The organism is Actinoalloteichus caeruleus DSM 43889 (assembly GCF_000429185.2).
In the GTDB taxonomy this organism is placed as follows: domain Bacteria; phylum Actinomycetota; class Actinomycetes; order Mycobacteriales; family Pseudonocardiaceae; genus Actinoalloteichus_B; species Actinoalloteichus_B caeruleus.
Map to the genome: position 1 here is coordinate 405,218 of NZ_AUBJ02000001.1, position 11,824 is coordinate 417,041.

General features: G+C 72.4%; 12 protein-coding genes and 1 pseudogene. 9 read left to right on the top strand and 4 right to left on the bottom strand.

Going from position 1 to position 11,824, the window contains the following annotated elements:
- Window positions 1-5 precede the first annotated feature (5 nt).
- From G443_RS01720 to G443_RS01735, 4 genes and pseudogenes are all read left to right on the top strand, one after another.
- Window positions 6-635 (top strand): DUF1707 SHOCT-like domain-containing protein, encoded by a 630-nt coding sequence (locus G443_RS01720; protein WP_026419780.1) that lies wholly within the window; start codon window positions 6-8, stop codon window positions 633-635.
- Between the two features lie 174 nt (window positions 636-809).
- Window positions 810-1,211 (top strand): annotated as a pseudogene (locus tag G443_RS01725) (apolipoprotein N-acyltransferase); the annotation flags it as partial.
- Between the two features lie 208 nt (window positions 1,212-1,419).
- Window positions 1,420-2,430: an apolipoprotein N-acyltransferase gene (gene lnt, locus G443_RS01730; RefSeq protein ID WP_253860093.1), complete on the top strand. Its 1,011-nt coding sequence runs from the start codon at window positions 1,420-1,422 to the stop codon at window positions 2,428-2,430.
- Between the two features lie 52 nt (window positions 2,431-2,482).
- On the top strand, window positions 2,483-3,280 hold the full coding sequence (locus G443_RS01735) for a polyprenol monophosphomannose synthase (protein WP_026419779.1): 798 nt from the start codon (window positions 2,483-2,485) through the stop codon (window positions 3,278-3,280).
- 111 nt (window positions 3,281-3,391) lie between these two features.
- On the opposite strand, the gene G443_RS01740 is transcribed toward G443_RS01735, so the two are convergent.
- Together G443_RS01740 and G443_RS01745 are read right to left on the bottom strand one after the other, a co-directional pair.
- Entirely contained in the window at window positions 3,392-3,736 is a 345-nt protein-coding gene (locus G443_RS01740) for an RNA polymerase-binding protein RbpA (protein WP_016700176.1), read from the bottom strand.
- A gap of 240 nt (window positions 3,737-3,976) precedes the next feature.
- A complete protein-coding gene (locus tag G443_RS01745; RefSeq protein ID WP_026419778.1) occupies window positions 3,977-4,738 on the bottom strand; it encodes a thymidine kinase in 762 nt (253 codons plus the stop codon).
- 106 nt (window positions 4,739-4,844) lie between these two features.
- On the opposite strand from G443_RS01745, the gene G443_RS01750 reads away from it, so the two are divergent.
- From G443_RS01750 to G443_RS01760, 3 genes are all read left to right on the top strand, one after another.
- Window positions 4,845-5,207, top strand: a complete 363-nt coding sequence (locus tag G443_RS01750) for a hypothetical protein (RefSeq protein WP_026419777.1) — start codon at window positions 4,845-4,847, stop codon at window positions 5,205-5,207.
- A gap of 114 nt (window positions 5,208-5,321) precedes the next feature.
- Window positions 5,322-7,277, top strand: coding sequence for a putative bifunctional diguanylate cyclase/phosphodiesterase (locus G443_RS01755; RefSeq protein WP_026419776.1), 1,956 nt, complete (start codon window positions 5,322-5,324; stop codon window positions 7,275-7,277).
- 86 nt (window positions 7,278-7,363) lie between these two features.
- Window positions 7,364-8,023, top strand: coding sequence for a VOC family protein (locus G443_RS01760; RefSeq protein WP_026419775.1), 660 nt, complete (start codon window positions 7,364-7,366; stop codon window positions 8,021-8,023).
- A gap of 278 nt (window positions 8,024-8,301) precedes the next feature.
- On the opposite strand, the gene G443_RS01765 is transcribed toward G443_RS01760, so the two are convergent.
- Together G443_RS01765 and G443_RS01770 are read right to left on the bottom strand one after the other, a co-directional pair.
- Window positions 8,302-9,351, bottom strand: coding sequence for a tyrosine-type recombinase/integrase (locus G443_RS01765; protein WP_081715597.1), 1,050 nt, complete (start codon window positions 9,349-9,351; stop codon window positions 8,302-8,304).
- 109 nt (window positions 9,352-9,460) lie between these two features.
- Window positions 9,461-9,691: an RNA-binding protein gene (locus G443_RS01770; protein WP_026419774.1), complete on the bottom strand. Its 231-nt coding sequence runs from the start codon at window positions 9,689-9,691 to the stop codon at window positions 9,461-9,463.
- A 179-nt stretch (window positions 9,692-9,870) separates the two neighbouring features.
- On the opposite strand from G443_RS01770, the gene G443_RS01775 reads away from it, so the two are divergent.
- Both G443_RS01775 and G443_RS01780 read left to right on the top strand, forming a co-directional pair.
- Complete coding sequence (locus tag G443_RS01775; protein ID WP_026419773.1) at window positions 9,871-11,010, top strand: sensor histidine kinase; 1,140 nt, start codon at window positions 9,871-9,873, stop codon at window positions 11,008-11,010.
- Window positions 11,007-11,693 (top strand): response regulator transcription factor, encoded by a 687-nt coding sequence (locus tag G443_RS01780; RefSeq protein WP_035292773.1) that lies wholly within the window; start codon window positions 11,007-11,009, stop codon window positions 11,691-11,693. Before G443_RS01775 ends, G443_RS01780 begins: the two co-directional genes overlap by 4 nt.
- Window positions 11,694-11,824 lie beyond the last annotated feature (131 nt).

Genomic DNA, 11,824 nt, shown 5'->3' on the forward strand with positions numbered 1-11,824 from the left:
CAACCATGGACGGCCCCGATCGGACGCCCGAGATCCGCGTCTCGGACAAGGAACGCAACGACATCGCCAGCCTGCTCAACGACGCCGTCGGTGAAGGACGCATCACCCTGGACGAGTACACCGAACGGGTGGGACAGGCCTACGCGGCCACCACTCGCGGTGAGCTCGACGTCCTCATCGCGGACCTGCCGGTCGCCCGCTCCGTGATGGGCGAGGGCGGTCCGTCCCCGGTGCCGGTCGCCGCTCCCGGTACCGAGGTCGACCAGCCCGAGGGCAAGCGCAAGTGGCGGATGGCGATCATGGGTGGCGACTCCATCAAGGGGCGGTGGCGTGTCCGCCGCCGTCAGGGCTTCTTCGCCCTGATGGGTGGGGACGAGATCGACATGCGCGACGCCCAGCTGGACGCGCCCGTGGTGGAGCTCGTGCTCGTCTCGATCATGGGCGGCCACACCGTGGTCGTGCCGAAGGGGGTCCGGGTCGAGCACGAGGGCGGGTTCAACCTGATGGGTGGCACCGACATCAAGATCGACGAGTCCGCCGTGCACCCGCATTCTCCGACCGTGCGCATCCGCTCCTACTCCTTCATGGGCGGCAACGAGATCAAGAACCCCAAGGAGAAGAAGAAAAAGAAGTGACCGGCCGGCGCGGGTCCTCCCGCACCCGACCGACCGCCCCGACGGCCGGCGGCCTCCCGTCCGTAGGCTGTCCGGGTGGTGTCTGAAGCCCTCGACGCGCCGGACGTTCCCGGGCGTTCCCCTCGCCAGGACCGCCGGTCACCCGTGCCGGGGTTGGTGGCGCGGTTGCTGGCCGTGGCGGGCGCCGGGGCCGTCTGGTACGCGGGGTTCCCGCCCCGGGACCTGTGGTGGCTCGCGCCGATCGCCTTCGCGGTCCTCTTCGCCGTCGTGTCCGGGCGTACCGCCCGTGCGGGCGCCGGGTACGGCCTGGTCTTCGGGCTCGGCTTTTTCCTGCCCCTGCTCACCTGGATCGGCGAGTACGTCGACGTCGGTGTCCTCGCGTGGGTGGTGCTCGCACTCCTGCAGGCGCTGTTCGTGGGGCTCGCCGGCGCCGGGATCGCCCTGGTGTCCCGGCTACCCGCCGCGCCCCTGTGGGCCGCCGCGTTGTGGGTCGCCGGTGAGGCGTTGCGCTCCCGCATCCCCTTCGGCGGGTTCCCGTGGGGGAAGGTGGCCTTCGGGCAGCCGGAGGGGGTGTTCCTCCCCCTGGTCTCACTCGGGGGAACCGCCTTCCTCGGGTTCGCCGTCGTCCTCTGCGGTTTCGGGCTCGGGGGCCTGCTGAGGCTCGGCGCCACCCACCTCGCCGCTCGCCGGACCCGGCGGGGCGACGGCACCGTTCCGGCTTCCCGGTCGGCCGCGCCCCTCGCCCGGCGCGCCGCCCCCTCGTGGCCCTGGCCGCGCTCCCCCGTTGGCCGGCGGGGTGGCCGGCGCGTTCGCCGGTGCCGCTCCCGCCGACGGCACGGTGACGGCCGCCGTCATCCAGGGCAACGTCCCCCGGATGGGCCTGGACTTCGTCAGCCAACGTCGGGCGGTGCTGGACAACCACGCCGAGCGGACCCGGTTGCTCGCCGAGGACGTGGCGGCGGGACGAACGGCCCAACCCGATCTCGTCGTGTGGCCGGAGAACGCCTCCGACATCGACCCGGTGCGCAACGCCGACGCCTACCAGATCATCGAGGCGGCGGTCTCGGCGGTCGGGGCGCCGACGCTCGTCGGAACGCAGGAGGCCCCGAGCGTGGGGGACCTGCACAACACCGCCCTGCTCTGGCTCCCCGGGCAGGGGCCGGTCGACTCGTACCGGAAGCGGGAGATCCAGCCGTTCGGCGAGCGGATGCCGATGCGCTGGTTCGTGCGCCTGTTCAGCGAGGACGTCGACCGGGTCCAGCGGGAGTTCCAACCGGGGGACGAGGCCGTGTCCTTCGCGATGGGGCCGGCCTCCGTCGGCGTCGCGACCTGCTGGGAGATCGCCTTCGACGACCGGGTCACGAGCACCGTCGGGAGCGGAGCGCAGATCCTGGCCGTTCCCAGCAACAACGCCACCTTCGGGTTCACCGAGATGACCGACCAGCAACTGGCGATGTCGCGGGTACGGGCGGTGGAGCACGACCGGGCGGTGCTGCTGCCGGCCACCAGTGGTGTGAGCGCGATCATCATGCCGGATGGCCGCGTGGTCCAGCGAAGTGAGATGTTCACCTCGACGGCGCTGGTCGAGGAGGTGCCGCTACGGTCGACCACTACGCTAGCGACCCGTCTCGGTGCGATTCCGGAGTGGGCGCTGGTGGCGACCGCCCTGGCCGCACTGGGATGGGTCGCCGTCCTGGGACGTCGCGCGCGAGGCGTGCGTCCCGCCCCGGAGTCCGCCGCCGCGCCGTCGTCCGCCGCGACCGCGCGGTCCGACGCCGGGCAGTCGGACGGCTGACCGCGAAGCACACGACGTTGCCGGCCGCACTGGGACCGGCGAGGAGGAACGGATGGCCGGAGAAGCCGACACCCCCGAGGACCGCCCGAGCAGCGTCGGCGCGGTACTGGTGGTGATCCCCACCTACAACGAGCGGGAGAACCTGGGCCCGATCGTGACGAGACTGCACGCGGCGGTGCCGGCGGCGCACGTTCTCGTGGTGGACGACGGCAGCCCGGACGGCACGGGGGAGCTCGCCGACGAGCTGGCGGCCGCCGACGAGCGGATCCACGTCCTGCACCGCACCGCCAAGGCGGGGCTGGGCGCGGCCTACGTCGCGGGCTTCAGCTGGGCGTTGGAGCGCGCCTACGACGTCGTGGTCGAGATGGACGCCGACGGTTCCCACGCCCCCGAGGAGCTGCCCCGGCTGCTGGACGCGCTGGGCAACGACCAGATCGGTGCCGACCTGGTCATCGGCTCCCGGTACGTGGCGGGCGGCAGCCTGGTGAACTGGCCGTGGCACCGCGAGTGGCTCTCGCGGGGGGCCAACATCTACGCGAAGCTGGCGCTCGGCGCGAAGGTGTCGGACATGACCGGCGGCTACCGCGCCTTCCGCCGCGAGGTGCTCCAGAAGATCAAGCTGCACAACGTCGCCTCCCAGGGCTACTGCTTCCAGATCGACCTGGCGTGGCGGGCGATCGAGGCCGGTTTCCAGGTGGTGGAGGTGCCCATCACCTTCACCGACCGGGAGGTCGGCACGTCCAAGATGAGTGGTTCGATCGTGCGCGAGGCCCTCATCAGGGTCACCAAGTGGGGGCTGCGGAGGCGAGGGACGCAGCTGCGCGCCCTGGCCACCGGCAAGCGCGCCTGACGGCCCCGGCCGAGCGGAGGTGACTCCGCGCACGAGGAAAGGCCGCCCGGGAGTTTCCCGGGCGGCCGGCGACGGTGTCAGGATCGACGTCCTCGTGGGGCGGCGTGGGCCTCAGGCGGAGCGGGTGCGGCGTCCGCGCAGCTCCTCCAGCCGCTCCGAGAGCAGTTCCTCCAGCTCGGGGATGGTGCGGCGCTCCAGGAGCATGTCCCAGTGCGTCCGGGCGGGCTTGGCCTTCTTGGGTTCCGGCTCGCTGCCGTCGATCATCTTCGACTCGCTGCCGTGCAGCCGGCATTCCCAGTTCCCCGGAACCTCGGCGTCATCCGAGAAGGGCACCTCGAAGTCGTGTCCCTTGGGGCAGGCGTACCGCACCGTACGGCGCGGTGCGAGGTCGTGGTTGCGGTCGGTCTCGTAGCTGACCGCTCCGAGCCGGCTGCCACGCAGAACGCGGTCGGCCATGACGGTGTCCTTTCGCTCGGTCCGAGGCTGGCGCCCCGGTCAACGTGCTCACCGAGTGCAACGACTTTCGCGTCGCCGTCGTTCCCGGTTTGGCCTAACTGGTTGCCCACGGTGACGTGTTTCACGCATCAACGAAGACTTCCTCCATAGGGATGCAGTCGTCTGCCGTTCGTGACGCGTTATCCGCCTTGTGACTACCATGACCACTCGAATGGGTGATAGTGCCAGAGTGGCACGCTATCAAGCCAGTGTGAGTTGTCCGTGCGCCGCGGGGATGGGACCCAGATCACCGGATCGGAAGTGTCGGCGGCACAACACTTGATAACGCACAGTAGTCGTGGCCTCGTTGTTGGGACCGCCCTCCTCCTCGGAGGGGGAGCCGTCACCCGCCGTGGTGTCCGCCACGAGCACGGTGTCGCCCGCCCGCACGAGTGAACCGTTCACCACCCTGCCGTTGAACCGTCCGGGGGAACCGCACCAGCAGAGCACCTCGACCTGCACCGCCTGCAGCTCGTCGGCCACCTCGAAGAGCCGCTGGGCCCCCGGAAACAGCCTGCCGCGGAAGTCGGTCGCGATGCCGAAGCAGTAGACGTCCAGGTGCGCCAGGTCGGCCAGCTCCGCGAGTTGCTCGACCTGGCCCTCGTTCAGGAACTGCGCCTCGTCGACGATCAGGTAGTCGACCCGGCGGCCCGCCGCCCACTGCGCGCGCACCAGACCCCGGACGTCGGTCGTCTCGTCCAACTCGATGGCCTGCCTGGCCAGCCCGATCCTCGTCGAGATGCGCGGGCTGCCGGACCGGTCGAAACGCACCAGCAGCAGACCGACCCGCCCCTGCCTCGCGTGGTTGTGGTCGATCTGGAGTGCCAGCGTCGACTTCCCGCAGTCCATCGGACCGTAGAAGAAGCGGAGGCGGCCGGGGACCGTCGCGGCCCGGCGGCCGGACTCGGCCGGGACGGCGGACAGCGCGTCGGTCGGATCGGCGGCGTCGGCAGGGGTAGTCACGGGCGTCGACCCTATCGGCCGCCCGTGTGGACGGGTCAGGCCGCGCGGTCGTGCGCTCCGGTGTGCCGACACCCTGTTCCGAGCGTGCTCGACTACGGTCGGCACCGTGGAAGGACCGCCCGAGACCACCCGCGTCGTCGCCCGGCGCGGCGAACCCAGGCACTGCGGCTGGTGCGGACGGTCCCTGGAACCAGCCGGCCGAACCGGCCGACCCCGGCGCTACTGCGGCCAGGCCTGCCGGCAACGCGCCTACGAACGGCGGTCGGCGGTCCAGCGAGGCAGGCTCCCCGAGGACTCCGTGGTGCTTTCGGCTGAGGAGGTGGCCGACCTCCAGGACAGGATATTCCAGCTCAGGTGCGCCGCTGAGGACGTCGCCACCGGCGTGGAGGACGGCGCGGACCTCGGCGAACTCCGAACGCTGGCCACCGAACTGGTCGTCACCGCCCGGCGGCTCGAGCGGCTCCGCTGAGCGACACATGCCAGCGACCGCTTGCCGAGCGCGCCCCTCCGCCGCGACCATTGCTCCAGTAGGGCGGTTTACAAGGAGGGAAGGGTGACAGGAGACGACTCCGTTCAACACACTGTGTTGCACCATACGGACGTCGGATTTGCCATCACCGACTCACGTGGCCGGCTGCGCTGGGTCAACCCGGCGATGGCCGAGCTGCTGGGCATCGACGAGGCCCACGCGCGGGGCCGGTCCCTGCCCGCCCTCCTGCCCGCGGCCTGGGAGGGGGCGGAGGGCACGTCCACCGTCCAGCGGCTCACCACGACCAACAGGGGAGTCCGCTGGTTGGAGATCAACTGGCACCCGCTGCCGCCCAGCGACGCGCACCTGTGCCGCGTCGTCGACCTGACCGGCTCGCGACAGGAGGAGCTCGAGGTCGGCTCCGAGACCACCCGCCGGTCCCCGGAACGCAGCCGGATGGGCAACTGGGAGTGGGTCATCGCCGAGGACCGGGTGGTGTGGTCGGAGGGCATGCGGGAGATGTCCGGCTACCCGGCCGACGCCGAGATCGACTACGACGCCTTCATGCGCATGATCCACCCCGACGACGTCGCGCTGGTGACCAGGGTGCTCACCCGCTCGCTGGGCACCGGGGAGCCCTTCACCTACATCCACCGCGCTCGGGGCGCGGACGCGACGGATGTCCGGGTCTTCGAGTGCTTCGGGGAGGTGATCACCGACGATGACGGGAAGCCGGTGCGGCTCGTCGGCAGCGCCCACGACATCACCCAGGCGCACGAGGTGCACCACGAACTGCGCAGGATGGCCGAGGAGGACCCGCTCACCGGGCTGCCGAACCGCCGGGCCCTGACGGCGAGGCTGGAGCGGGAGATCGCCTCCGGTGCGCGGGGAGCGCTGGTCGTCATCGACCTCGACAACTTCAAGGACGTCAACGACCTCCGGGGCCACATGGTCGGTGACCGGGTGATGTGCGCCCTGGCGACCGCCCTGCGCAACCGCCTGCCGGAGAACCACTACCTCGGGCGGCTCGGTGGTGACGAGTTCGCCGTCGTGATGCCCGGGGTGGACCAGGCGCTGGCCAAACGGACGGCCCAGCAGCTGGCCGCGGCCGTGGCCACGATCCCGGTCGCCGTCGCCGGGGTCACCATCAGGGTCACGGTGAGCACGGGCGTCGCCCCGTTCGACTCCGGACCCACCTGGGAGGCCGTGCTGGCCAACGCCGACCTGGCCCTCTACGCCTCGAAGGGCGCCGGCCGGAACCGTGTCACGGTCTACGACCCGGGGCACTACGCCGACACCGCGAAGCGGGTGGCCGTGCTGGAACGGCTGCGCACCGCCCTGACCGACGGTCACCTGGCGCTGCACGGGATGCCGATGGTCGACCTCCGCACCGGCCGAACCCTCGGCTACGAGCTGCTGCTCCGCCTGGAGGACGATCTCCTGCCCCGGCTGGGCCCCGGCGACTTCCTGCCCGACGCGGAACGGACCGATCTCATCCTGAACATCGACCGCTGGGTGCTCGGACAGGCCGTCGACACGCTCGCGGCGCACCCGGACCCCGGGCTGCGGCTGGACGTCAACGTCTCGGGGCGCACCCTCGACGACGAGGAGTTCGGCGACTTCGTCCTCGACCGGATCCGGAGCAGTGACGTCCCGCCCGGCCGACTCGGCCTGGAGATCACCGAGACCGCGGCGCTCACCAACCTCGACGCCGCACGACACCTCGCCACCCGGCTGCGGGAGGCCGGCTGTCGCATCACGCTGGACGACTTCGGGTCCGGATTCGGCTCCTTCGTCCACCTCAAGCACCTGCCGATCACGGGACTGAAGATCGACGGTGAGTTCGTCCGTGGTATCGATCGGAGTACCACCGACTCCGTTCTAGTGACAGGGATCATGGAGATCGCCAACGGCCTCGGGCTGACCACCGTCGCGGAGTGGGTCGAACGCCCCTCCCAGGTCAACGCACTCACCAGGCTGGGTGTCGAGGTGGCTCAGGGCTTCCACCTCGGGAAGCCGAAACCACTGTCCGCGATCGTGTTACGGCCGAACGGAGTATTGCCGCGTTAGGGGTGGCGCATCAGGATCAACTGACCGCACCGACGACCCGCGGAACCTGCCATCCGCGTGCTCTGCCCCACGGGAGAACCACCGAAGTGAACACCGCAGTGCCCGTCCGGGGCATCCGCCGGTTCGAACTGCTCACCGCCTCCCCGGAGGCGTCCGTCGAGTTCCACGCCGCGCTCCACGACTGGGTGCTGCTCTCCCGGGACGGCGGAGTCCAGAGCTGCTGGGTGGGCGACCGGCTGGCCGCCACCATCCGCTTCCCCGAACACGGCGAATCCCTGGGCTGGCGGGTGATCTTCGGGACCGGTCCGCAGGCCGAGGAGCCCTCGGCCTCCCAGCACCCCTCCGCCGTCGTCGAACCAGGCCGGGTGGCGCACGGGCCGTGGGCGCCGGCTCCCCGCTCCGGTGAGCCCTGCTGGGCCGAACTCGCCGCGGCGAGCGCCGACGAGCGCTGGACGTCGGCAGTCGGCTGGGAAATGGCCGAGGGGGCCTACACGCTCGAGGGCAGGGCGGTGTCCGGTCGCCGTCCGGTACCGGAGACCTCCCCGGAGGCGGGGGAGTGGACCTGCTGCCTGGCCACCGACGACCTCAGCAGGACGCTCGACCGCGTCCGGGACCTGGGCGGGACCGTGCTGGGGGAGGACTCCACCAACCCGCTGGGGCGCGCGGTGACCGTCGCCGACCCCGACGGCGCCCGCTACGCCCTGGTGGAACAACCGGGCGGCTGGGGTGGCGCGCTCGCCACGTGACGGCCCGGGGAACGCGGGCCGCACCACGGCCCGCGACGGCGGCGGACCGCGCCCACCCGTCCTCCGCTCCCGGGCGGTCGCCGCGAACCCGAGGACGGGGGAGCTCCGGGTTCGCGTGCCGACCGGGCCGGGTGCTCGGTTCCGGAGCGGGTGCGCGGTCACCTCACCCCGCGCACCAGGGCCGCCGGCACCGCCAAGCACCCGCGTCCCCGATCGGACGGGCGGACGCCGACGCGGCGTGCCAGGGAGTGGTCCGGGCCGGCCCGTGCCCGCCGAACTCACTCCGCGTCGGGTCGCCCCGCCAGCTCGGACGCCCGTCCCGACGGGGAGCAGCCGGAGCTGTCCGCCTCCGACCGCTCGGTGGCCTCGGCCACCGCGGCCAGCGCCCGGTAGGTGCGGTTGCTGGCCGCGGCCGCGCGCTGCTCCCTTCCCGTGGCCTCGATGTAGTTCTGGCTGGTCGCCAGGCTGGCGTGCCCCAGCAACGCCATGATCTCGGAGGCATTGGCGCCGTCCTCGGCGAGCCTCGTGGCGAAGGTGTGTCGAAGCGCGTGCAGGCTCGCGCCGGAGGGCACCCTGTCGTGCAGGCCCGCCCACCGGAAGCAGGACTTCACCAGGTACTCGAGGGCGCCCCGACCGATCGGCTCCCCGCGCTGGTCCACCAGCAGCGCCGCCGAACGGCGCTGCCGGCGGTGCGGGAACCGCGTCCGGCAGGACGCCAGGTAGCGTTCGATCACCCGCTCCAGCGGCCCTTCGATGGGGATCGACCGTTCGCGGCTCCCCTTGCCCCGGACGTGCAGCCGTCGTTCCCCGGGACGCCCCACCACCGAGTCCAGGGTGAGCTCCCGCATCTCCCCGGCGCGCAGCCCGGTGACCAGGCCGAGGGACAGCACCAGGACGTCCCGCTCCGGCCACGGCCGGCGCGCCCGGCGCGCGCCGGCCGCCACCGCGCGCAACAACTGCTCCGGGGTCCCCTCACCGCGCAGCGGCTTGGGGGACAGCGGCGGGGTGCGCGGCCGGTCGATGGCCGCCATCGGATTGCCCGGGAGGATGCCCTCCGCCACGCAGAAGGTGAGGAACTGGTTCCAGGTGGACCACGCCCGCAGCACCGAACTCTTGGCGTGGGTGTCGGCGAAGCGGCCGAAGGCGGCGCGCAGCGCCTCCGCGTTGGCCCCCTCGATCCCGAGGTCCGCCACGGCGACCGCGTGCTCCTCGGCGAGCAGGCGGGTGATGCCAGCCAGGTCCCGCCGGTAGGCGGCCGTGGTGTGCGGTGAGTCCTTCCGGGGCCGCCTGGCCGTGAAGAACGCCTCCTGTGCCCGTAGCAACCGCATACCGATCTTGATACACCGCCGGCGATGAGCTCGCCGATGACCGGGGGGCGCGATGGTGACCAGGCGGGATGGGGCGGCCGGCCCCACCCCGCGACGGGACGGTCGCCCGTCAGCCCCTGCCCAGCCGGTCCGAGAGGACCATCAGGACGACCCCGAGCACGGAGACGGTCAGGTTCGCGTACACCTCCACGCCCGAGAAGGCCTCGAACCGTTCGAACACCTCGCGGTTGAGCCCGTTCAGCAGGAAACCCAGGATCGGCTGCGCCGCGAGGTGGTCGATCGTGCCGCTGATCCCCATGAGCGTCAGGAGGAACCCAGCCGCTCCCATCAACTTCGCCATGCCGGCACGCTAGCCACGGCGCGGCCCCGGGCGCCTCGGTCCGAGGGAGCGACCCTCCGGACGGAGGTGTCGACAGGGAGCCCCCACCTCCGTCGAAGGTCCCGCCCAGCACCGACTTCGGTATCGCGAACCCGGCCGAGGCGCCTCGGCCGTCGCCGGGGCTCCTAGGCTCACACCCCATGACCGCGGTGAGACGCTGGCGCCGAGGGCGTCGGGACTGGCTGGTCGATCTCGGGCTCTTCCTGGCCGCGGCCACCTACGGGCTCTGGACGGCGGCCCTCTACCGGCAGGACCCCACGATGCCGGGCTGGCTGTCCGCGACCGACCAGCTCCTGGGGGTGGCGGGGTGCGCGGTCCTGTGGTGGCGTCGATCCTGGCCAACGCCCATCGCGGTGGGCTTGGTCGTCACCGCCACCGTCGCGGAGACCGCGGCCGGTGCGATGGTCGCGGCGCTCTTCTCGCTGGCCGTCCGTCGCCCACCCCGGGTGGCCGTCGCCGTCCTCCTGCTCAGCCTCCTCTCGGCAGCCGTGTCGGTGGGGTGGCGCCCCGAACCGCCCGAGGGACGCCCGCTCGTCCTCCTGCTGGGAGTCGCGGTGCACTCCGCCGCCACCGCCTGGGGTATCACGGTGCGACAGCGCCGGTCGCTGTTCCAGTCGTTGCGCACCCGCGCCGAGCAGGCCGAGGCCGAGGCCGAGCTGCTCGCGGAGCGGGCCCGCCGGTCGAGCCGGGACGAGATCGCCAGGGAGATCCACGACGTGCTGGGGCACCGGTTGTCGCTGCTGAGCCTCCACGCCGGCGCCCTGGAGTACCGGGCGGACGCGACCCCGGAGGAGACGCGGCAGGCGGTGGGGGTCATCAGGAGCAGCGCCCACCAGGCCCTCCAGGACCTGCGGGAGGTGATCGGCGTGCTGCGCGCCCCGGAACCGGACCGCCCCCAACCCTCCTTCACCGACCTGCCCGCGCTGGTGGCGGAATCGAGCGCCGGCGGGGTCGACATCCGGTACCACGGCGAGGTGGTCGGCGCGGTGCCCGGCTCACTGGGCAGGACCGCGTACCGCATCGTGCGGGAGGCGGTGACCAACGCCCGCAAACACGCCCCGGGAGCCAGCGTCGTGGTGCGGGCCAGCGGCCGCGCGGAGGACGGGCTCACCCTCGACGTCGTCGATTCCGGGGGAGTGGCCCACTCGGCGGTGCCCGGGTCGGGCCAGGGCCTGCTGGGACTCCGCGAACGGGTCCGCCTCGCGGGCGGCGACCTTGAGCACGGCCCCCGGCCCGAGGGCGGGTGGCGACTGCGGGCCTGGCTACCGTGGCCGACATGACCGGTGTCCGGGTCCTGCTCGTCGACGATGACCCCCTCGTCCTGGCCGCGCTGACGATGATGTTGAAGGGCGCGGAGGGCATCGCCGTCGTCGGCCAGGCCGCCAACGGCCAGGAGGCGCTGCGGGCGGTGACGACCACCCCGGTCGACGTCGTGCTGATGGACATCCGGATGCCGGCGATGGACGGGCTGAGCGCCACCGAGGCGATCCGGGCACGCCCCTCGCCGCCGGAGATCATCGTGTTGACCACCTTCGACGCCGACCGGCACGTGCACCGGGCACTGTCAGCCGGCGCGGTCGGTTTCCTGCTCAAGGACACCCCGCCGGACCACCTCGTCGACGCGATCCGTCGCGCCGCCTCCGGCGACCCGGTGCTCTCCCCGTCGGTGCTGCGGGGGCTCATCCGGCGCTCCGTCGGCCCCGAGAACGGTGCGCGGTCCCGCCGTGCGGAGGAGGCGCGCGGGAGACTCGCCCCGTTGGCCGAGCGGGAACGCCAGGTGGCGCTGGAGGTCGGGCGGGGTCTGTCGAACGCCGACATCGCCCGCGCCCTCCACCTCAGCGTTCCCACCGTCAAGACCCACGTGTCAGCCGCGCTCGCCCGCCTCGGTCTGACCAACCGCGTCCAGCTGGCACTGCTGGTGCGGGAGGCGGAGCTGGACCAGCCCGACCCCGACCCCGGCTGACCAGCCTCGACGCGACCCCGTCGGGCCGGCGACCCGCGCCCGGGAACGGGAACGGGATCCGCTCCCACCTACCCGGCTCGGCCCGGCCAGAACCGCCCCGAGGGCCGCACCCCGGTCGGGACACCCGGCCA

Excerpts from the sequence above, each read along its gene's own strand:
- G443_RS01780 (WP_035292773.1), top strand. The coding sequence starts at position 11,007 with ATGACCGGTGTCCGGGTCCTGCTCGTCGACGATGACCCCCTCGTCCTG.
- G443_RS01765 (WP_081715597.1), bottom strand. The coding sequence starts at position 9,351 with ATGCGGTTGCTACGGGCACAGGAGGCGTTCTTCACGGCCAGGCGGCCC.
- G443_RS01720 (WP_026419780.1), top strand. The coding sequence starts at position 6 with ATGGACGGCCCCGATCGGACGCCCGAGATCCGCGTCTCGGACAAGGAA.
- G443_RS01735 (WP_026419779.1), top strand. The coding sequence starts at position 2,483 with ATGGCCGGAGAAGCCGACACCCCCGAGGACCGCCCGAGCAGCGTCGGC.
- G443_RS01740 (WP_016700176.1), bottom strand. The coding sequence starts at position 3,736 with ATGGCCGACCGCGTTCTGCGTGGCAGCCGGCTCGGAGCGGTCAGCTAC.
- G443_RS01770 (WP_026419774.1), bottom strand. The coding sequence starts at position 9,691 with ATGGCGAAGTTGATGGGAGCGGCTGGGTTCCTCCTGACGCTCATGGGG.
- G443_RS01775 (WP_026419773.1), top strand. The coding sequence starts at position 9,871 with ATGACCGCGGTGAGACGCTGGCGCCGAGGGCGTCGGGACTGGCTGGTC.